The organism is Lysinibacillus sp. GJ-1, from assembly GCF_021166035.1.
Lineage (GTDB): Bacteria > Bacillota > Bacilli > Bacillales_A > Planococcaceae > Lysinibacillus > Lysinibacillus sphaericus.
This window is the reverse complement of the sequence record NZ_CP088912.1, coordinates 2,778,746-2,798,771: the sequence shown is the minus strand read 5'-3', so window position 1 is coordinate 2,798,771 and position 20,026 is coordinate 2,778,746. Positions and strand designations below refer to the sequence as shown.

At 37.7% G+C, this 20,026-nt stretch carries 22 protein-coding genes; 17 read left to right on the top strand and 5 right to left on the bottom strand.

Going from position 1 to position 20,026, the window contains the following annotated elements; all coding sequences use genetic code 11:
- Position 1 precedes the first annotated feature (1 nt).
- The 4 genes from LO754_RS13865 (at position 2) to LO754_RS13850 (ending at position 3,674) form a co-directional block, all read left to right on the top strand.
- Positions 2–874 (top strand): ABC transporter ATP-binding protein, encoded by an 873-nt coding sequence (locus LO754_RS13865; RefSeq protein ID WP_024361035.1) that lies wholly within the window; start codon positions 2–4, stop codon positions 872–874.
- Positions 868–1,692, top strand: a complete 825-nt coding sequence (locus LO754_RS13860; protein ID WP_229386964.1) for an ABC transporter ATP-binding protein — start codon at positions 868–870, stop codon at positions 1,690–1,692. Before LO754_RS13865 ends, LO754_RS13860 begins: the two co-directional genes overlap by 7 nt.
- Complete coding sequence (gene cntE, locus LO754_RS13855) at positions 1,689–2,888, top strand: staphylopine family metallophore export MFS transporter CntE (RefSeq protein ID WP_024361033.1); 1,200 nt, start codon at positions 1,689–1,691, stop codon at positions 2,886–2,888. The genes LO754_RS13860 and cntE overlap by 4 nt, the downstream gene beginning before the upstream one ends.
- Before the next feature lie 153 nt (positions 2,889–3,041).
- A complete protein-coding gene (locus LO754_RS13850) occupies positions 3,042–3,674 on the top strand; it encodes a 50S ribosomal protein L25/general stress protein Ctc (RefSeq protein ID WP_024361032.1) in 633 nt (210 codons plus the stop codon).
- A 64-nt stretch (positions 3,675–3,738) separates the two neighbouring features.
- Here the strand turns inward: LO754_RS13850 and LO754_RS13845 are convergent, their stop codons facing one another.
- On the bottom strand, positions 3,739–4,365 hold the full coding sequence (locus LO754_RS13845; protein ID WP_024361031.1) for a YczE/YyaS/YitT family protein: 627 nt from the start codon (positions 4,363–4,365) through the stop codon (positions 3,739–3,741).
- Between the two features lie 159 nt (positions 4,366–4,524).
- Between LO754_RS13845 and LO754_RS13840 the strand changes: the two genes are divergently transcribed.
- Together LO754_RS13840 and ade are read left to right on the top strand one after the other, a co-directional pair.
- Positions 4,525–4,947: a pyridoxamine 5'-phosphate oxidase family protein gene (locus LO754_RS13840; protein WP_231786329.1), complete on the top strand. Its 423-nt coding sequence runs from the start codon at positions 4,525–4,527 to the stop codon at positions 4,945–4,947.
- Positions 4,948–5,195: 248 nt separating this feature from the next.
- Positions 5,196–6,941: an adenine deaminase gene (gene ade / locus LO754_RS13835; protein WP_231784622.1), complete on the top strand. Its 1,746-nt coding sequence runs from the start codon at positions 5,196–5,198 to the stop codon at positions 6,939–6,941.
- Between the two features lie 44 nt (positions 6,942–6,985).
- Here the strand turns inward: ade and LO754_RS13830 are convergent, their stop codons facing one another.
- Positions 6,986–7,543, bottom strand: a complete 558-nt coding sequence (locus tag LO754_RS13830; RefSeq protein ID WP_231784621.1) for a flavodoxin family protein — start codon at positions 7,541–7,543, stop codon at positions 6,986–6,988.
- A gap of 86 nt (positions 7,544–7,629) precedes the next feature.
- The gene (locus tag LO754_RS13825) at positions 7,630–8,655 is read right to left on the bottom strand and encodes an S-layer homology domain-containing protein (RefSeq protein ID WP_231784620.1); all 1,026 of its coding nucleotides are present in this window, start codon (positions 8,653–8,655) and stop codon (positions 7,630–7,632) included.
- Positions 8,656–9,034: 379 nt separating this feature from the next.
- Between LO754_RS13825 and LO754_RS13820 the strand changes: the two genes are divergently transcribed.
- The 11 genes from LO754_RS13820 (at position 9,035) to LO754_RS13770 (ending at position 17,864) form a co-directional block, all read left to right on the top strand.
- On the top strand, positions 9,035–9,199 hold the full coding sequence (locus LO754_RS13820; RefSeq protein WP_162832707.1) for a hypothetical protein: 165 nt from the start codon (positions 9,035–9,037) through the stop codon (positions 9,197–9,199).
- Between the two features lie 674 nt (positions 9,200–9,873).
- Positions 9,874–10,788: a metal ABC transporter solute-binding protein, Zn/Mn family gene (locus LO754_RS13815; RefSeq protein ID WP_231784619.1), complete on the top strand. Its 915-nt coding sequence runs from the start codon at positions 9,874–9,876 to the stop codon at positions 10,786–10,788.
- An 8-nt stretch (positions 10,789–10,796) separates the two neighbouring features.
- Positions 10,797–11,546, top strand: coding sequence for a metal ABC transporter ATP-binding protein (locus LO754_RS13810; RefSeq protein WP_024361025.1), 750 nt, complete (start codon positions 10,797–10,799; stop codon positions 11,544–11,546).
- Positions 11,540–12,412, top strand: coding sequence for a metal ABC transporter permease (locus LO754_RS13805; protein ID WP_231784618.1), 873 nt, complete (start codon positions 11,540–11,542; stop codon positions 12,410–12,412). Before LO754_RS13810 ends, LO754_RS13805 begins: the two co-directional genes overlap by 7 nt.
- Complete coding sequence (locus LO754_RS13800) at positions 12,409–13,278, top strand: metal ABC transporter permease (protein ID WP_231784617.1); 870 nt, start codon at positions 12,409–12,411, stop codon at positions 13,276–13,278. The genes LO754_RS13805 and LO754_RS13800 overlap by 4 nt, the downstream gene beginning before the upstream one ends.
- Before the next feature lie 259 nt (positions 13,279–13,537).
- Complete coding sequence (locus LO754_RS13795) at positions 13,538–13,996, top strand: VOC family protein (RefSeq protein ID WP_024361022.1); 459 nt, start codon at positions 13,538–13,540, stop codon at positions 13,994–13,996.
- Between the two features lie 144 nt (positions 13,997–14,140).
- Positions 14,141–15,328, top strand: a complete 1,188-nt coding sequence (locus LO754_RS13790; RefSeq protein ID WP_229386959.1) for an MFS transporter — start codon at positions 14,141–14,143, stop codon at positions 15,326–15,328.
- A gap of 135 nt (positions 15,329–15,463) precedes the next feature.
- Positions 15,464–16,129, top strand: coding sequence for a copper amine oxidase N-terminal domain-containing protein (locus LO754_RS13785; RefSeq protein ID WP_231784616.1), 666 nt, complete (start codon positions 15,464–15,466; stop codon positions 16,127–16,129).
- A gap of 18 nt (positions 16,130–16,147) precedes the next feature.
- A complete protein-coding gene (locus LO754_RS13780; protein ID WP_231784615.1) occupies positions 16,148–16,384 on the top strand; it encodes a hypothetical protein in 237 nt (78 codons plus the stop codon).
- A 14-nt stretch (positions 16,385–16,398) separates the two neighbouring features.
- Positions 16,399–17,304, top strand: a complete 906-nt coding sequence (locus tag LO754_RS13775) for an FAD:protein FMN transferase (protein ID WP_025219833.1) — start codon at positions 16,399–16,401, stop codon at positions 17,302–17,304.
- A complete protein-coding gene (locus LO754_RS13770; RefSeq protein ID WP_231784614.1) occupies positions 17,298–17,864 on the top strand; it encodes a ferric reductase-like transmembrane domain-containing protein in 567 nt (188 codons plus the stop codon). The genes LO754_RS13775 and LO754_RS13770 overlap by 7 nt, the downstream gene beginning before the upstream one ends.
- A 68-nt stretch (positions 17,865–17,932) precedes the next feature.
- Here LO754_RS13770 and LO754_RS13765 read toward each other — a convergent pair whose 3' ends face one another.
- Together LO754_RS13765 and LO754_RS13760 are read right to left on the bottom strand one after the other, a co-directional pair.
- Positions 17,933–19,171, bottom strand: coding sequence for a sensor histidine kinase (locus LO754_RS13765; RefSeq protein ID WP_025219832.1), 1,239 nt, complete (start codon positions 19,169–19,171; stop codon positions 17,933–17,935).
- Positions 19,161–19,841 (bottom strand): response regulator transcription factor, encoded by a 681-nt coding sequence (locus tag LO754_RS13760; RefSeq protein WP_024361015.1) that lies wholly within the window; start codon positions 19,839–19,841, stop codon positions 19,161–19,163. The genes LO754_RS13765 and LO754_RS13760 overlap by 11 nt, the downstream gene beginning before the upstream one ends.
- Positions 19,842–20,026 lie beyond the last annotated feature (185 nt).

Below are 20,026 nucleotides of genomic sequence, written 5' to 3'. Positions count from 1 at the left end.
CATGTTAGAAATACAACAACTTTCTATTTGGATACAAACCGAGAATGGGGAAAAACAAGTCGTACGAGATGCTAGTATGATGATTCCTGCTGGTCAAACAGTCGGTATAGTTGGAGAGAGTGGCAGTGGTAAAACGATGTTGTGTCATGCAGTTATGCAACTATTTCGGGATTCTAGACGCTATAATGGTGATATTTTATTTGAAGGACGTTCATTATTAGCCATGGACGAGCAAGAAATGCGACAGCTTCGAGGTAATGATATTGCGCTTATTATGCAAAATCCGATGGCTATGTTTAACCCTTTGGTTACAGTTGGCGATCATTTCGTTGAAACGATGCAAGCACATACCCCTGTGAAAAAACAACAGGCACTAAAATTAGCCGCACAACAACTAGCGCGCTTTCAACTACCGGATCCATCAATTTTAAAAAAATATCCACATGAATTAAGTGGTGGGATGCTCCAACGCATTATGATTGCTCTTGCAGCGAGTCTTAGCCCGAAGCTGTTATTAGCCGATGAACCAACGACAGCTCTTGATACGTTGACACAACTTGAGATTTTAGAGGAATTAGCATTATATCAACAGCAAACAAATACAAGTATGCTGATTGTCTCACATGATTTAGGCGTAATTGCCAAAATGGCGGATATCATTGTGGTTATGCGCCGAGGGCAAATTATGGAATATGGTCCTGCTAACTGTATTTTAGTGGAGCCTGTTCATTCCTATACACAAGCACTATTAGCAGCGAAGGATAATAAATACTCGCTTGAACAATTAGTGGATGCATGGACGGGGGAAGTAAGCGGTGAATTATATGAATATAGGCAAGGTCACTGGGTAAGACAGGAGGAAACATCATGTTAATGATACAACATGTTTCAAAATGCTATCAGCAAAAAGGCTGGTTTCGTATAAAAGAAAGAATACAGGCTGTGAAAGATGTGACATTAACACTTCGACAGGGTGTATGCTTAGCAATTGTCGGTGAAAGTGGTAGCGGGAAAACAACACTTGGCAAGCTTGTATTAGGGATAGAACAACCAGATTGTGGCGCGATTCTATTTGATAACTTGAATGTGTGTACGACAGTGAAAGCGTCAAAGAAACTGTTACAAAAAAATATACAAGTGGTTTTTCAAGATTGCCAAAGTGCGGTCAATCCGAAAATGAAAATAAAGGACATTATTGCGGAACCAATGGAACTTCACCTATCACTATCGAAGGCAGAACGAGTAAAGAAAATCGAACAGTTACTTGTACAAGTTGGATTAGCCCCAAGAGATGCCGATAAATATCCGCATCAATTAAGTGGGGGGCAATTACAGCGTGTGACGATAGCAAGAGCCATTGCAACCGAGCCTAAACTAATAGTCCTCGATGAATCTATCAATAGCCTAGATTTACTTGTGCAGATAAGTATATTAAAACTACTGAAACAGTTACAGCGGGAAAAAGGGTTTAGTTACTTCTTTATTACCCATGACTTACATGCAGTACAGTTATTTGCTGATGAAGTAGCTGTGATGGATAAAGGGGAAATTGTCGAGTTTGTAAGCGATGTAACACAAATTGACAACATGACACATCCAGTAAGTAGACGACTATTAGCAGCAAGATTACCGATTCCTTGTAAGCATCCTTCTCAACCGCAAGGATTTGATCGAGAGGAGCATGTTTCATGAGGTATCGTCCATTATCGGGCCGCATGCTCCAAATGTATGGACTCGCTATGTTTTTCTTTACGGCAAATGCCGTATTAACCGTTATTTTTCCTGTTCAGGCAGCAGCGGGAGGCTTTAAAGAAAGTCAAATCGGTGTGATGATGGCGATGTATATGCTTGTCTGTATGTTTTTACGTCCATTTGCTGGGCAGATGGTAGCACAACATAGTCCATATACTATTATGAAATGGCTATTACTAGCCCACGCGGTAGCATTACTTATTTATGTCGTATTTGGCATTGATAGTCTCTATATTGTGCGGATACTACAAGGCGTCATCACAGCCTTTTTCTCGATGGCCATGCAACTTGGCATAGCAGATGTGTTACAAGATGAAGATCGTGGGCAGGGGATGTCGATGTATTCCTTATCCACCGTAATGCCTGCAATTTACGGGCCTGCAGTAGCATTGTTACTTTGGAGCCAGTTTGAACTGCATTATTTACTGGCATTTATTGTCTTTTTAGCAATCGCACCATTATTTTGCTTTATTCGTTCGCCTTTACCGAAAATAAAAGCAGCAAAACAACGGATTTCACTTAACGACATGCTTTATGCTTTAAAGCGTACAAAACAGCATAAAGGGCTAATGCTCTCAGCTATTGTCATGGCAATAGGCGCTGCCGTATTTGGAGCTATTTCTACTTTTGTACCACTTTATATGCTAACGGAAGGTATTGCCAATCCAGCGCTATATTTATTTTTACAGGCAATTGTCGTTGTCGGTAGCCGTTTTTTATGCCGCCAATATATCCCTTCTGATGGTAAATGGCATCCAATGTTTATCTCGATAGTTTTAATCAGTTCAATGCTCGGTACGACATTACTTGCCATGTTACCCATGCTTGGGTCATTCGTTTATATGTCCGCTATTTTTAATGGTTTAGCATCGGCAATGCTCTATCCAACGGTTACTACATATATGTCCTTTGCTATACCAAAGGAAGCGCGTTACACATTGCTAGGGCTCTATTTAGCTACATATGATTTAGGTTTTGGGGCAGGTAGCTTTTTCATGGGCTTCGTTGTGCAATTCACTTCATATGCCATGATGTTTATGATGTGCACAATAATAGCAGGAATAGCGCTAATACTTGTTCTTCTTAAACGTCAAATGACGGGAATGTATGAGCATCGAATCGCGACAAAGAGCTAATGAGTGCTTTTAGCAAGTTGAAGGAAAAAATAGCTTATTAATGACAAAATTTTAGAAGTAGAAAAGAATAGTTAATCGTATGAAAGGTATAAAAATCAACATAACGGGCAAAACCTTTTATGAGACTAGTTTTCACGAAAGGGGAAAATGCTAATGAGTACCATTTTAAATGCTACAACCCGTCATAAAGGACAACGTTCAACACTAACTAAACTAAGACAAAGTGGTGCCATTCCTGGCATTGTTTACGGCTATCAAATGGAGCCGACGTCGATTTCACTTGACGCAAGAATGTTTGCGAAAGTGTTAAGTGAAATCGGTAGTAAAAGTGTCTTTCAATTAGATGTGGAAGGCAAGAAAATAAATGCCGTGTTAAATGAAGTTCAACGCTGTGCATTAAAAGGTCATGTGAAGCATGTTGACTTTAAATCAATCAATATGTCAGAGGAGCTAGAAGTCGATATTCCTGTTTCCGTTGTAGGGGAAGCGATAGGTGTAAAAGATGGTGGTTTCCTGTTACAACCAAATCGTGATATACGCATTAAAGTACAGCCATCGGAAATACCAGAAACGATAGAAATCGATGTAACCAATGTTGCTATTGGGACTTCGCTGTATGTGGGGGATATTCGTCAAAACTTCCATTTTGAAATTCTCAATGAAGATGACTATACATTAGTGACCATTACACCACCACCAGCAGAAAATGAGCAAGAGGAAACAGTAGATGGTACGCCTGAGGTAATAGAAGCAACGGGACAAAATACAGCTGAGCCGAGGGAATAAAAAGTGTAGTATCCTTGTAACTAAAAAGGAGCCATAAAAGGCTCCTTTTTTCATTTGTATGATTTTAAATAATCGCGCTCTTCACACCAGTCCATTTTGTAAATAATTTCTCGTTATAGGCTAATGCTACTTGTACAATAGGGCCTAGACCAAAAGCCATTAGGACTGTTCCTACACCAATAGGTCCTCCGAGGAAAAAGCCGATGATCGCTACTGTTACTTCCATCAAAGTACGAGCACGTGTGACACTCCAGCCAAGCTTATGAACCATCAAAAGCATTAATGTATCTCGTGGGCCAATTCCTAAATTAGCTACCATATACATACCACAGCCCCAGCCAAGCAATAGCAATCCAGTGAGGTAAGCAAATAATTGCATCCAAAAACCCTCAATATCAGGAAGCCAGAAGTTGAAGATATCAATAAAAATACCAGCTAAAAACATATCTACAAATGTACCTGGCAAAGGAAACTTCTTCGTCACTAACATATCAAAAGCTAAAATGGCTAAGCCAATGAGGATGGACCAAGTGCCAATCGTTAGACCAAACGTTTTGGCTAGACCTATATGTAAGACATCCCATGAACCAACGCCAAACAATTGCCCTTTAATCGTTAACGTGACGCCAAATGATAATACGATAATGCCAACGATGAAAAACAGACATCGTGTAAAAAAAGCTTGTTTCATTTTGAATACCCTCATTCTAAAAAATTCATGTTGTCTAACAAAACATTATAGCAATAGTTTTGAAAAAACCTCGAAAATAGTCATTTCATATTTTTCAAAAAATGCGGGTTTAGCTTATGGATGGAGGGGTAAAATAACAATATGAAAGGATGGGATGAAATGACTTCGGTACGTGATGAAATTTTAGAAGTATTAAATCGAGAAAAAATAGGAACGATGGCAACCGTTGAAAATGGCAAGCCGTATTCACGTTATATGACATTCCAAAATGAAGACTTCGTGTTGTATACCGTAACAAATAAGCATTCGGAGAAAATCGAGGAGCTATCGAAAAATCCGTATACACATATTTTATATGGCTACGACAATAGGGGATTTGGTGATACCTTTGTTGAGATAGAAGGGAAGTTAACGGAAATTCAAGAGGAAGGTTTGAAAAATAAATTAGCAGAATTTTTCACAGGAATTTTCATTGGCAATAAAGATGAAATGGTAACACTTAAAATTGAACCCATTCGTATGCGATTGATGAACAAAAAAGGTGAGCCACCAAAAGAGTTAGAATTTACAAACGACCATTGATAGATGGTCGTTTTTTATACCGCAAAGTACCTACCATAGTGCACACCTATAGGAGTCATCCCCTCCGTTCCACTCAAGAACTTTACCGCTAACGGCTTCAAGCGTAAGAACTAGTTTATAATGGTGAGGAAATTATCCTATTGAAGGCATTGTGACAAGGAAATAGAAGGTGAAACAATCTTCATGACTTGAATCTCCTTCAGTATTCATGCATGATAGGTCATAAATAAAAAGGGAGTGTGCTCAATATGGTAGAAAAACTACAGCAACTAACAAATAACATAATCGCATCACAGGGGAAACTAGAGGCGGATTTTATTTTGCGCAATGCCCTTGTTGCCGATGTTTTTACATTAACTTGGAAAAAGGCCGATGTTGTTGTGAAAAATGGGCAAATTATCGCCCTCGATACCCAAAATCATTTTACTGCTAATAATGAGGAAGATGCTGCGGGTCATTATGTAATTCCTGGGTTAATTGATGGGCATATACATATTGAATCTTCTATGCTTACACCAGCTGAATTTAGTCGTGTCCTTGTTCCTCATGGTGTTACGACAGTTATCACAGATCCACATGAGATTGCTAATGTCGCAGGTGCAGAAGGTATTCAGTTTATGCTAGATGATGCTAAAAAAGCTGAAATGGATATTTTCGTTATGTTACCGTCAAGTGTGCCTGGCACTCATTTTGAACATGCAGGTGCAACTTTGACAGCAAAAGATTTAGCACCCTTTATGACCAATGACCATGTTCGTGGTCTGGCAGAGGTGATGGATTTTCCTGCTGTGTTAAACGGCGAAGCCAGTATGCTTGAAAAAATCTTGTTAGCCCAACAAGCAAATCTAGTTGTAGATGGTCATTGTGCAGGCTTAACAAGCGCGCAAATTACAGGCTACCGTGTGGCAGGTATTCATACCGACCATGAATGTGTGACAGCAGAAGAGGCGTTAAACCGTATAGAGCAAGGAATGTACGTATTAATTCGTGAAGGCTCCGCAGCAAAAAATTTACGTGACTTATTACCAGCAGTAAATACAGTAAATGCCCGTCGATTCGGTTTTTGCACCGATGACAAGTATGTCGATGAATTAATGGATGAAGGTAGCATTAACTTTGACGTAAAAATGGCCATTGCAGAAGGGATGGAACCATTGCAAGCCATTCAATTAGCGACCATTAATGTAGCAGAGTGCTATCGATTATACGATCGGGGTGTTTTAGCACCGGGCTATAAAGCAGACTTTATAGTAGTAGAAGATATAAAGGAAATGCGTGCAAAAGCGGTCTGGAAAGATGGAATCAAAGTCGCTGAAAATGGTGAAATGTTAACAGCTCGTGCGCAACCAAAAGTGCCGGCACATATCCATCAATCTGTCCATTTGCCAGCCATGACAACTGATATGCTTGCCATTCCGTTTACAAAAGGCACGACAGCCAATGTTATGGAAATTGTTCCTAACCAACTGATTACAAATCATTTGGTCGTAGAGGTACCTGTCACAGATGGTGTGTTTGTACCATCTGTAGAGCAGGATTTACTAAAGCTTGCTGTCATTGAGCGCCATCATCAATTGCATACGACAGGGCTAGGTATCGTGAAAGGTTTCGGTTTGCAAAAGGGAGCAGTTGCAACAACGGTAGCCCACGACTCACACAATGCGTTAGTTATTGGAACGAATGATGCAGATATGGTAATGGCCCTCAAGCGTATTCAAGAAATTCAAGGTGGCTTTGTTATTGTGGCTGACGGTCAAATTCTAGCAGAAATGCCGCTAACAATCGGTGGATTAATGACGGATGTAACGGCAGATGAAGCTAAAAGCCAATTAGCAAGTCTACACAATGCACTTCATGAACTTAATCCTCATTTAGATTTCCATTTTCTTTTAACGTTTTCGTTTGTGGCACTACCTGTTATTCCAGCCTTAAAGTTAACGGATACAGGGTTATTTGATGTGACAACGTTCCAACATATTTCAGTAGAGGCATAGCTATAAAAAACGACCTGAAAGCTTCATGCATTCAGGTCGTTTGTTCATTTGGAGGTGGTGCGGACTTGAAGCTGTTTATTTAGCAATGTTGCTTGTGTCAGAGCTAATGCATCTTGCGCTATGTCACCAGGTTTATTGGCTTTTCCGATAATGTATGATGAAAAAGGCATATTTAAAAAGTTAAAAATATAGTGGAATTGTTGAATCATCGGTAAGCCTTTTATTCGTGGATCATCGCCACCAACAGCAAGCACAATCGCTTCTGTTGTCTGTAGCTGTTCTTTCAACTGTGGAAAACGCTCATCACGAATGGCATGACTCAGACGGTCAATCACATTTTTCATGATTCCAGACATGCTATACCAATAAATCGGCGTGGCAAAAAGAACGATATCACTTGTCAGTAATGCTTGAATAATATAGTCGTAATCATCCTCTACATACTGAAAGCCTTGTGCATCATGGCGTAAATCATGAATAGGTACAATATTCAAGTCCTTTAAATATAACTTTTCATGGGAGATCCCTTCTAATACATAGTTGGCAAGTTCCTCACTATTGCTGTGTTGTCTGGAGCTACCATACAAAGCGGTAATGTGCATGTTATTCCTCCTCAAATCAAATTAAGCATAGTGTATGCTACTTCTACCTATCGTATTTTCATTGGACGTTAATATTCCGCCTTTGTTTATTGCTTTTTTAATGTGCCTGAAAAGTTCGTTCCTTCATCATGTGCAAAACGGCAATCTACTTCAATAATTTTAAGTGCATTTTTTAGTTGTTCAAATTCAAGCACACAGCGGTTTCCATCGTCTGATTTGTTCATGATAGCCTTTGTGCTAGACGTGATGGTAGCTGTACCTTCTACGCTACCAGACTGTTGTCCATCGCTTGCTGTCAAAGAAATGTTGAAGCTCTTGCTTGTAGCATTTGAAATAATAGCATCACGGCGATTAAAATCAGTCGCTCCTTTACCCCATTTATAATAATACGTATACGTCCCTTCCCATGCACTATTAGATGGTGCTACTTGTTGCATGGATTTATGGAGTTGCTTTTGCCCATTAATCGCTCGTGCATTTAATGAAACGTTACTTTGGTTTTCGTGAATGTTTTGTGCATCATCAGAAATCGTATAAAAATTCCTTGAATCCATGCGGTGAAGCAATGTCACAACTTGCGCGCGTGTCATATGGTTTGCAACGCCAAAAAACTTTTGTAAATCACGATTTTCATACTTGGGGTTTTGTCCAGTGGAAATATAGGAATCAAGTAAAAATTGAATGGATTCATTAAGACCGCGTTTGCCCTCTGCAAGGTGGGTGATTGCTTGTGCAACGACACCACGTTTTATTGCTTTTGCTCGAATATTGTTATGAAAATACCCGTTGAGCGGTACACCGTAACTAGCTAGGCGATTATAATACTCATCTGCCCAGTTCCCAGCAGTAGTCTGCTTTTTTAACTCATCATATGGGGACTCTAGTTCGTAATAATTAGCAAGTAACTTTGCAAATTGTTGCTCCGTAATGGTTGCATTCGGCTTGAAGGTACCGTCCGCATAGCCATCGATAATGTCATATTCTTCTGCCCACAAAACCGCCTCGTAAGCAAAATGGTCTTCCGTTACATCTGAAAAACCGGCTGCCTCCACTTTGTAGTTCCCAGCAACGATAAGTAATGAAAGCAATAATATACACACTAATTGTTTCATTATCATACTTCCTTTCTAGCTGTAATTATATTTAGTTTGCAGGATATAGATGGAAACTGCAAATGTTTCTATCAAATAATTCAAGATCATGTCAATTTTACTAGTGAATATGATGGGCTACATTGTACGAACGATATAACGGAAGATATCAGCGATTTTCAACTATAGCTTTTACACCGTTACAACTGGATAGCCATCTCTAATTTTTATAAAACGATGCACAAAAAGTAAAGTTGATTTATGATGGGTGCATAAAAAATGTGTGCAAGAAAAAAATTTTTTAAAAGAAATTTTTATAAAACAGTTGAAATTTCTTTTCATTAAGCATATATTTTTCCTAAGGGAAACAAAATATCGCAAACGAAAGAAGAGTGACTGTATGAAAGAGTTAGATGATTTGAAACTAACAATTCTTCCGCTAGGCATACTAGTGTTTTTGACGATGTTATGGAAAATGACCCAATCAGTTGGTGTAGCGATTTCAATCATTATATTTTGGATGGGCTGGAAACAGCTTATGAAAAAATTCATGATAAATAATTAATACGCCATACAAAGCGGCGTGATTAGAAAAAAGATGAAATACACATCTGTCCAAACGGAAAATGGAGAAATGTTTACGCAAGTTGCTGCGAAAGCGTCTCTCGAAAATTATAAAAAGTATAAGGAGGGAAACCGTTTCGTCAAAACAAGCAACATTATAAAACAACTCATAGTAATACGTTTACTTCCATGTAATTAAACGAATAACCGCATCATCATCTTCAGCAGAAAACGAATAAGAGTGGGAAAATTAAGCCACCAATTAAAGTTGCAGTTGAACAAGAGGCTGATAAAAAATAGACATCTTTCGCAAGGCATTGGGCAACAGAAGCTGTGTGAAATTCAAAAGACAATAGCAATTAAATGCACACAATATTTTTTGATAGAAACAGTTAAGTGTTATCCTTCTTTAGAAATTTGCAGTGACAAGCTCATAAAAAAGCATCCACAATGGAAAGAATCTATCAATGTGATGGGGTAAGCTTGGACTCATACTGGCTTCCCAATAAGCTTTACCGTTAGTCGATTAATCGCACATTATACGGTTAAAATGTAGGATTCGTAGCACCACAATGCTAATAAAGATAGTAGCTTCGGCAAAATCTCAGGCTCGATGGTGTAAGAAGTAAACGAAACGCTATAGCGTTTTATAAGGTTTTGACGACGGTAATGGTAATGAAACGTTTTTTAGGTGTAATGGTTTTAATGATGTTACTTTTCGGTTGTAGCGCAGAAAATAGCGCAACGGAAAAAAAAGAAGGAGTCGTTGTTGCAACAACGGGGCATATTGCCGATGTGATTAAAGAAATTGGCGGTGACCATTTAACTGTTTCGGCATTGATGGGGCCTAGTGTAGATCCACATTTATATAAAGCAACACAGAGCGATTTATCGAAGTTAGAAAACGCCGAAGTTATTTTTTATAACGGTCTACAATTAGAAGGACAAATGCTCGATATCTTTGATCAAATGTCCAAAGATAAAACTGTGCTAGCTGTTGGGGATAAGTTGGATAAAGCAAATCTACTCGATAGTGAAGATGAAGGGCTTCTACATGATCCGCATATTTGGTTTAACATTGACTTATGGAAACAAGTTGTGGATGCTGTAACGAAAACGCTTGTAGCAGAATATCCAACGTTTAAAGATGACTTTAAAGCAAATGAAAAAACGTATTTGGAAAAATTAGATGAACTACAAGCGTATGCTAAAAAGCGCATTAGTGAAGTGCCAGATAAGCAACGAATATTAGTAACAGCACATGATGCGTTCAACTATTTCGGAGAGAGCCAAGGATTTGAAGTTCGCGGCTTACAGGGGCTAAGTACAGAAGCTGAATATGGTGTGAAAGACGTTCAAGAAATGGTGGACTTTTTAGTAGATAACAAAATTAAAGCAATTTTTGTAGAGTCAAGTGTTTCCGATAAAGCGATGAAAGCTGTTATTGAAGGGGCAAAACAAAAAGGGCATGAAGTTGCCATTGGTGGCGAATTATTCTCAGATGCAATGGGCGCTGAAGGAACAGAAGAAGGCACATACGTTGGGATGTATCAACATAACATCGACACTATTGTCGATGCATTAAAGTAGGTGAAAAAATGAATGCATTAACTGTAGAAAATTTATCGGTTGCTTATGATAAGAAAACCGTTTTAGAAAATGCCAACGTCACAGTGCCTAGCGGTCGGCTTACAGCAATTATTGGGCCTAATGGAGCGGGAAAATCGACGTTCTTAAAAGCGATATTAAATCAATTACCAAACAAGGTAGGAAAAGTAGAGATACTAGGAAAGCTATTCGATCCAAAAAGTTTAGTCGTGGGATACGTCCCACAGCGCAATGCCGTTGATTGGGATTTCCCAACGAATGCACTAGATATTGTGCTAATGGGAAGATACGGACATACTGGATTGTTTAAAAGACCATCTAAACAAGATAAGCTTTTAGCAAAGCAAGCTTTGGAAAGTGTAGGCATGCAAGATTTTGCACAGCGTTCCATTGGTCAATTATCAGGAGGTCAACAACAACGTGTATTTTTAGCACGGGCTTTAGCACAAAATGCTACTATCTATTTCTTAGATGAGCCATTTGCTGGTGTTGATGCCGCTACTGAAAAAACAATTATTGATATTTTAAAAAGCTTAAAGGCACAAGGAAAAAGTATATTTGTCGTTCATCATGATTTACAAACAGTAAAAGAATATTTTGATTACACAATTTTATTAAATAAAACGATATTAGCATCCGGTGCAACGGAAGAAGTTTTTACACCAGAACAATTACAAAAAACATACGGTGGCAAACTATTCATGATGCAAGACATGTTAGGAGCGAACAGCCTATGTTAACGGGAAACTTGCTTTGGGTATTAATGGGTACGATGTTGCTTGGGATTGCTGCTGGAATAACAGGTACTTTTTCCTTTCTTCAAAAACAAAGTTTAGTAGGTGATGCTGCAGCACATGAAGCATTACCTGGTATTGCCTTAGCATTTTTATTAACAGGGCAAAAAGATTTACCTATATTAATGCTTGGGGCAGGTATAACATCAGCTTTGTCTGTCTACTGTATCCAATGGATTGTTTCATTTTCGAAAATGAAAGCAGATGCTGCTATTGGTTTAGTGCTAACGGTATTTTTCGGGGTAGGTGTTGTATTTTTAACGGTTGTCAATCATAGCCCGCTAGGAAATCAGAGTGGCCTTAACAATTTTATTTTTGGTAAAGCGGCAACGATGACAAAAGCGGATTTAACATGGCTGTTTTTAAGTGCAACAATTATTATAATAGTTAGTTTGTTATTTTATAAGGAATGGAAACTATTAATCTTTGATCCCATGTATGCAAAGGGGATAGGCTTACCGATTGAAGCGTTAAAGGCGACGTTAACCGTTTTGATTGTAATGACAATTGTAACGGGCATTCAATCAGTCGGTGTTATTTTAATGTCAGCGTTGTTAATCATTCCTGCTGTTAGTGCCAAATTATGGACAAGGAAGCTAAGTTCAATGCTTGTAGTTAGTGCAGTAATAGGTGGTGTGTCAGGGATTGTTGGAACCTTTATTAGTTCTACGCGTACAGGCTTATCAACAGGACCTTTAATTGTTTTAGTAGCTGCTGCCATTTTCTTTTTATCTTATTTATTTAGTCCAGCAGGGCAAATGTATAAGTACTTTAGAAAAAAACAGTTTCGAAAGCAAGGTGAAGTAGGATGATTGAATTATGGGTCATAATCACGGGTCTTTTGGTTGGTATTACATGTGGGATGGCTGGCGTTTTTTTAATATTACGTAAAATGTCGATGATCGCAGATGCTATTAGCCATACGGTGCTGTTTGGGATTGTGATGGCATTTATCATTACGCAAACATTAAACGGATTTTGGATGCTATTAGGTGCAGCGGTTGCTGGCATTTTAACGGCATACTTAGTGCAGTTATTACATTCTTCAGGTATACAGCAAGATGCTGCAATAGGTGTTGTCTTTACGACATTATTTGCTGCAGGTGTTCTGCTAATTACATTGTTTGCTAGCCATGTGCATTTAGATGTTGAGCATATCTTAATGGGCGAAATCGCATTTGTTCCTTGGGATAAATGGACGTTCTTTGCCATAACAATGCCAAAAGCTGTCTGGATACTATTGCTTGTATTATTCATTAATATAGGGTTCCTATTATTATTCTTTAAGGAAATGAAGCTTGCAACCTTTGATAGCGTTTATGCAGCGTCCATTGGTGTGCCAATACTTTTCTTACATTATGGTTTTATGACATCCGTTTCCTTTACAACTGTTGCAGCATTTGATAGTGTTGGAGCAATTTTAGTAGTGGCGATGTTAATCGGGCCTACTGCCACAGCCAATTTAATTAGTAAATCAATTAAACAGATGTTCCTATTCAGTATGTTATATGGAGGGGCAGCGGCGATTATTGGTTATTATTTGGCTAAATTTTGGGACACGTCCATTGCAGGTATGATGGCTACGGCGGTCGGTCTATTATTTATCATGACGTTATGCGTTCAAAAATTTATGGACTATAAACGAAAAGCACTTGTTAGTAAATTAGAAGGGGCTTAAAGTGTAAGACATTGTGAAAGGTGCTGTTTGACTCCGAATTTTGAAATATGTTAAGGGATAGTCACTTTAGATAGTAAATAAAGAGGGAGAGATGGGGCTTTTAAAACCCATCTCTTTATTTTGTTTGACAGTGTAGTAACACATCTGTACGCTAGCAAGCCCGCTAATTACTATAAAAAAGCATATTTCATCCTTTTGCACGATTTTCCCTTTTTCAAAAAATAGTATACTTTTGTCATTCATCATAAGGGGAGATCACATGATAAAAGGATTATATGAAGCACATTTACCCGTTAGCGATTTACAACAATCCATTATATTTTATGAAAAGCTAGGGCTTGAATTAGCTTATGTGCAACAGCAATTCGCCTTTTTCTGGATTGTCAAAGGACAAAGTTGGATAGGTTTGTGGGAATGTAAGGAAGCGCAATTAGACTACCATCCGTCTATTCGACATCTCGCTTTTAAAATCGACGAAGAGGATGCAGGACGAGTGAAACAATGGTTACAATCCATTGGCATTGAAATAAAAACAGCATTTGGCTTTACGCCCTCACAACAGCCGCTCGTCTTACCCAATCATCCACATGCCCATGCGGCAATCTATTTTGCCGATCCAGATGGCAATTCTATTGAGCTAATTACGCCATTAAGATTGGATGTTGCTGAAGAATTTCCAATGATGTCTTTAGCAACATGGTACAACAGGGATAAGTAGCGAAAGTGATACATAAATCAAGAATAAAGGAGTTTGCACACGTCGATAAAATACCAGATTTGTAAAATTATATGTACGATTATTTATAATTTTGTTACGATGGATGTTATAAAAATTTAATATTGGGCAACGAGGGGAGACAGCATGTGGGGAAAACGTAATGTTTGGATTATTTTATTAGGTGAATTTGTAGTAGGTCTTGGCTTATGGGCTGGAATTATTGGCAACTTAGCATTTATGCAAAAAGTCGTGCCGTCAGATTTCCATAAATCATTAATTATTTCAATTGGTATATTAGCTGGTCTTGTTGTCGCACCACTCGCAGGGCGGTTGATTGACCAATCAAAGAAAAAAACAGTTATTCAGTTTGCGAGTGTAGGTCGTATTCTAAGTGTGTTCTTTATGTTTATTGCACTGTATACCAACTCTGTAATATGGATGATATTATTTTTAATCACGTTACAAATTGCAGCAGCCTTTTATATGCCTGCTTTACAGTCCATTATACCATTAGTTGTCAAAGATAAAGATTTAATGACTTTGAATGCATGGCAAATGAATGCTCGAACGATTTCAAGAATTGTCGGAACCGCTGCAGCGGGCTTAGTGTTAAGCTATTTTGAGTTGAAATGGTTATATATTGTTTCACTAATTGTGTATATTATCATGTATTTTATTACAAATAGTTTAAAGCTTGATGAAGCGGTAAATGTATCTGTCAATGACAAGGAAAAAGGTAGATTTAAGGACGTGTACCCGATGCTAAAGGAGCATCCGGTCGTATTAATGACACTCGTTTTAATGTTAATTCCGACATTATTTTTGGGCTCTTTTAATCTAGTCATTATGAAAATCACTGAAATGCATGAGTCCACGACTATTTCTGGTTTATTATATACAGTTGAAGGAATTGGCTTTATGTTAGGGGCTGCGGGGCTCAAATATATTGCTGAGCGCGTCAAAATAGGGACATTATTATTCGGACTTGCATTGATTATTGGCTTAATGGAGCTCATGTTATTGCTAGCGGATAGTACGTTCTTTGCTTTATTAACATTCGGACTATTTGGTTTTTCTGTCGGTTGCTTTTTCCCAACAACGATGGTGATTTTTCAAAAACAAGTACCGAAAGAATACCACGGGCGATTCTTTTCCTTCCGCAATATGATTGACTCGGTTGTGTTCCAAATTGTGCTGTTGTCAACAGGTATGATGCTTGATTTAATCGGCTTAAGTGGAATGGGTATTGTTTTTGGTATGATTAGTTTAAGTTTAACCGTAACTTTTTTCCTTTTCTCGAAGAAAAGAAAGGTGATTTTACACGCACATTAAGCGTTACAATGACAAGTTATTTCTATTTACAGGTCAATCTGTATGTGGAAATAGCTTTTTTTGTTTTTTATATGGGAAAATTCAGTTTCCTATCATTTTCATGTCCTACTATTAATGATGGAAGGAGTGAAGGAAATGAAAAACAAAAAAATAAGTGTAGCAGTTAGTTTATTGGTAGTAGGTTTATTAACGAATGGCATGCAGGCTAAGGCAGATGATGACGATTATGATCACGATGGTTATGAACATGAAAAGTATGAAAAATACGATGACCATGATGACGACTATGATTATGAGTATGAAGATGAGTATGAAGATGATTATGACGACGATGATGATCAATACGAAAATTATGATACAACGAACGTTGTGAATGAAAAAGGGAAATGGAATATATGGACAAGATCCGTTGTTGTCGATAAAGAAGCACTACCTTTTACGGATTCAAAACAAGTTGTATTAAAAGTAACAGGCACAAATAAAGAGGTAAACTTGTTTGCAATGCCAAAAGACGGAGAAATATTTGTACCTGGCAAGACAGTGGCAAAGCTATTAGGTGCAACAACGACTTATTACAAAACAAGTGAAATATTGGTTATTCAAAACGCCAATCATGAACTTATTTATCGCGCAGGGAAAAATGTTGCTTACGATAACGATGTAAAAACACCATTACCTGCACATGCTTTTTATTTAAATAATGAGCTTTATTTACCGATTAGTGCCATAACAAATGGCTTAGGCTTTATCGCCGAATGGCAAGAGGAAAATCAACAGTTTGTCTGTCAACCATTAAATTAGGTAGGAGCGTGGAGAACGATGAAAGATCCAAAAAAAGCAAAATGGTTATTAGGCGCATCGGGTGTACTTATTTCTGCTGCATTACTATCACAATTTAATGACACATCGCAAGCTGAAACAACTGATGCTCAATTTTCTAAAATAGAAGAGAGTATGACAAAGAAAGAGAAAGAGCTTGTCCAGCTTGATTGGACAAATTTTGAAATAACAAAACAAACAGCAGTCAAAAGTGAGCGCAAAACGAAAAGAACTTGATAGGGATGATGACAGTGGATACATTGACATTACAAGTAATGAATACGGAATTTTATCTAGCTATAGCAAAGAGTAACAAAACGAATTGGAAAGAAAAAGCTGAAAAGTGGCTTCGTTATGTAGCGCAAGAGTGGTCGAGGTTTGGCACGAACAATGAACTATGGCAATTGAATAATTTGGAAATCGGGCAAACATTACAAGTAAGTGACGACCTCTACGATTGTTTGGTGCAGGCCAATGACTATTATCTTCGTACAAATGGTTTATTTTCACCGTATTTAAAATTACAACTTGAACAACATGGCTACAATCAATCTTTTCCGTTTACCTCAATTGAAAAGGAGGCAATGTACAACCAATCTATTATAGCAGGTAACCCTTTTCGGTTTTTAAGCAATCAACAAGTTATGAAAATAGCACAGCAAGAAATTGATTTAGGGGGTTTTGCAAAAGGCTATGCTATTGAAAAATTAGCGCAATGGCTTGAGGCGGAGATAGCTCCTGAATACGGCTTAATAGATGGGGGTGGGGATATGAAAATGTGGTCGTCAGGTGAAAAAATATGGACGATTGGTGTTGCCGATCCCTATGATGTGGACAAAGAAATAAGCTCTATAAAAATGGCTTCGGGCGCTATTGCTACCTCTAATCGAATTTATAGAAGTTGGACCCAAGGAGAAAACAGGAAGCATCATTTATTAAATGGTCAAACAGGAAACGTTGCGATCACGGATGTAATACAAGCAACGGTCGTAACATCATCATTATGTGATGCAGAAGTTGGAGCAAAACTTTGCTTTTTAGTGGATGAGACCAAACAGCAACAATGGCTTGAAGCAATATGCGACCGCAGTGCACGTTTTATTGTAAAAGAAAATCAAGCAGGTTACTGGGCAATGACGGGGGAGAAAGTATGTTAACAAGTACATGGGAATGGATTCGGTTATTAGGGTTTTTAGCATATTTTTATTTTACAGTGTCTATTGTATTTGGTTTGTTAAGAAAATCAACGTTTGTCAAATCACATAAAAATTTAATTTACCAAGTTCATCAAAACGCGGGGTGGTTAGGTCTAATAACCGTTGTTGCGCATATGTTTGTGCTCATCATCGATAACTACGAGCCCTATGCATTAGTGGAAGTGCTACTCCCTTTTTCATCTCATTATCAACCGATTGCCTCGGGACTTGGGATAATTGCTTTTTACTTATTTTTATTAGTACTATTAACTTCAGATTTATGGTTGAAATCGATGAATCGCTCAATATGGAAATCGATCCACTTTCTCGTATTGCCAGCTTGGCTCCTATCTCTTTTACACGGCATACTTATTGGGAGTGATACAGACAACATATATATCCTGCTGTTCTATTTTACGTCCGCAGGTTGTGTTCTCTCAATATTGATAGCAAGAATGGTCAGCCAAGGAAGGAAGACAAAAGACAAAACAGTACCACAAGCATTAAGGAGCTCAAAATAAAAGCATCAGCTTATTTCTTGAGAGGAAATAAGCTGATGCTGTTGCTTTTTAAGTCAATTTAAGAAATGTTATTGAACGGGAAATTCAATATAAAACGTTGAACCTTTTCCTACAGTACTCGTAACATAAATTTTTCCTCCATGCTGTTCTACAATCGCTTGTGCAATGGCAAGACCTAACCCTGTCCCATTGCGTTGACGTGAAGTGTCACTGCGGTAAAAGCGTTCAAACACCATGGCAAGTTCCTGCTCTGGTATACCGATACCACTATCTGCTAGAGCAATCGTGATAAGGTTTGCTTGTTTTGAAAGTGTCAATGTAATCTGACCTTGCTTTGTATAGGCAATAGCATTATCTAATAGGATATAAAGCAGTTCTTGTATTTTTGTTGCATCGCCAAGTAGTTCAATGTTTTCTTCTATTTGTGTGCAAAATTGAATGGATTCGGGCATAATTTTCTGAAATTTAGTACTGATTTTTTCAAGCATAGTAGATAGCTGTAATACTTCTTGATGAGCTAAGCCCTGCTGTTGATCGTGGCGCGCTAAAAATAATAGTTTATCAAGCAGTGCTTTCATTAATTGGGCCTCATCTTTTAAATCTGTAATTAACTCTTTGCCAAAAGGAGTTAAATGCTTTGCTTCCTCAAGTTCTAAAATATCGAGTGAACTATAAAAAATACTAAGTGGTGTGCGCAATTCATGAGAGGCATCCGAAACAAACTTTTTTTGTTTATCAAATGACCATTGAATAGGAACCATCGCTTTGCCAGCCATGTAGTAGCTCAGTAATCCGATTAAAATCGTTGAAATACACGCTAATAGTAGCAGTAACTCACTTGCTTTTTGAAAAAAGTGATGTTGTGTTGTTACAGATTTCCCAATCAGTATATAACCGACTACTTTTTCATGATAGCTAATCGGTTTTTTGAGTACAAGAAAATGCTGTTCTTTCCATTCGAAACGACGTACGACATCGTGAACTTGACGGTCTGGCGAAAAGGCTTTTTCTACTTGTGTTTTAAGCCCTCTAACAGATTCATCCCCATGGATAAATTGATGATCGTTTGTATAGATATAATAAAAATAATTCCGATTTGGATCATAGCTCACGGTTTTTTTGTTGTCATTTGCATATTCAAAATAATCATGTTCCTGTTTTATATAAAACGCTTCTAATTCTTGTATTTGTTGATTTTCCATCAATTTAACGAGAGAAAAATAAAGAACAATAATAAACAGCGAAAACAATAAAAAATAGAGTGTGGCATACAAATAAGATAATTTTTTTCTGGTTTTATGAAACATGAGATTCCCTCAATTTATAGCCAATGCCCCGCACATTTTGAATGCGTGATTTGACTTGCCCATCATCAATTTTTTTTCGAACAAGCTTTACTAAAGCATCTAATGAATTGTTAGATACATCATAATCATAGCCCCAAATATAAATGCATATTTGTTCTCTCGTTAGAACACGACCTTTATTTAAAAATAAATATTCAAGAAGCAAAAATTCATTTTTAGTTAATTCTACTTCGGTATTATTAAGCAAAAAAGTCCGCGCATCGACTTGTAAGGTTAAATTATCTACTCTGACAACTTGCTCAATCACTTTATTTTTTCTACGCAGTAATGCCCGCACCCTTGCTAACAGTTCCTCCATCTTAAAGGGTTTTACTAAATAATCGTCAGCGCCACTATCAAGTCCTGTAATGATATCTTCTGTATCGTCCTTGGCAGTTAGCATTAAAATACTGCCATTAAAGCCACTTTGTCGTAACTGCTGACAAACAGCAATACCACTTAGCTGAGGCATCATCCAATCTAAAATCACTAAATCGTACTGTTCAGAAAATGTATTGTTCAGGGCATCTTGTCCATTATCGACAGATGCAACATGGTGGAATTCTTTTTTTAAAATATGAACAATATTTTTACGTAGTCGACTATCATCTTCTGCCAGTAATATTTTCATTTTAGTTCCCTCCTGTTTCCATATTCAAATTATTATACTATGCTAAAATGAAGGCAAACTGAAAAAATAGTATATCATCTTGTTTTTTTCACATTTAGCTATCTTTAGTGTGAACCACCAAGTAAATTGAATCAATAGAGATGGCTATCGCTTAATGACTAAAAGTTAGTTCTATAGTACATACC

Coding starts and splice junctions, on each gene's coding strand:
- LO754_RS13800 (WP_231784617.1), top strand. CDS start 12,409: ATGATTGAATTATGGGTCATAATCACGGGTCTTTTGGTTGGTATTACA.
- LO754_RS13805 (WP_231784618.1), top strand. CDS start 11,540: ATGTTAACGGGAAACTTGCTTTGGGTATTAATGGGTACGATGTTGCTT.
- LO754_RS13860 (WP_229386964.1), top strand. CDS start 868: ATGTTAATGATACAACATGTTTCAAAATGCTATCAGCAAAAAGGCTGG.
- LO754_RS13850 (WP_024361032.1), top strand. CDS start 3,042: ATGAGTACCATTTTAAATGCTACAACCCGTCATAAAGGACAACGTTCA.
- ade (WP_231784622.1), top strand. CDS start 5,196: ATGGTAGAAAAACTACAGCAACTAACAAATAACATAATCGCATCACAG.
- LO754_RS13840 (WP_231786329.1), top strand. CDS start 4,525: ATGACTTCGGTACGTGATGAAATTTTAGAAGTATTAAATCGAGAAAAA.
- LO754_RS13795 (WP_024361022.1), top strand. CDS start 13,538: ATGATAAAAGGATTATATGAAGCACATTTACCCGTTAGCGATTTACAA.
- LO754_RS13760 (WP_024361015.1), bottom strand. CDS start 19,841: ATGAAAATATTACTGGCAGAAGATGATAGTCGACTACGTAAAAATATT.
- LO754_RS13845 (WP_024361031.1), bottom strand. CDS start 4,365: ATGAAACAAGCTTTTTTTACACGATGTCTGTTTTTCATCGTTGGCATT.
- LO754_RS13780 (WP_231784615.1), top strand. CDS start 16,148: ATGAAAGATCCAAAAAAAGCAAAATGGTTATTAGGCGCATCGGGTGTA.
- LO754_RS13785 (WP_231784616.1), top strand. CDS start 15,464: ATGAAAAACAAAAAAATAAGTGTAGCAGTTAGTTTATTGGTAGTAGGT.
- LO754_RS13765 (WP_025219832.1), bottom strand. CDS start 19,171: ATGTTTCATAAAACCAGAAAAAAATTATCTTATTTGTATGCCACACTC.
- cntE (WP_024361033.1), top strand. CDS start 1,689: ATGAGGTATCGTCCATTATCGGGCCGCATGCTCCAAATGTATGGACTC.
- LO754_RS13815 (WP_231784619.1), top strand. CDS start 9,874: ATGAAACGTTTTTTAGGTGTAATGGTTTTAATGATGTTACTTTTCGGT.
- LO754_RS13830 (WP_231784621.1), bottom strand. CDS start 7,543: ATGCACATTACCGCTTTGTATGGTAGCTCCAGACAACACAGCAATAGT.
- LO754_RS13790 (WP_229386959.1), top strand. CDS start 14,141: ATGTGGGGAAAACGTAATGTTTGGATTATTTTATTAGGTGAATTTGTA.
- LO754_RS13770 (WP_231784614.1), top strand. CDS start 17,298: ATGTTAACAAGTACATGGGAATGGATTCGGTTATTAGGGTTTTTAGCA.
- LO754_RS13825 (WP_231784620.1), bottom strand. CDS start 8,655: ATGAAACAATTAGTGTGTATATTATTGCTTTCATTACTTATCGTTGCT.
- LO754_RS13820 (WP_162832707.1), top strand. CDS start 9,035: ATGAAAGAGTTAGATGATTTGAAACTAACAATTCTTCCGCTAGGCATA.
- LO754_RS13810 (WP_024361025.1), top strand. CDS start 10,797: ATGAATGCATTAACTGTAGAAAATTTATCGGTTGCTTATGATAAGAAA.
- LO754_RS13865 (WP_024361035.1), top strand. CDS start 2: ATGTTAGAAATACAACAACTTTCTATTTGGATACAAACCGAGAATGGG.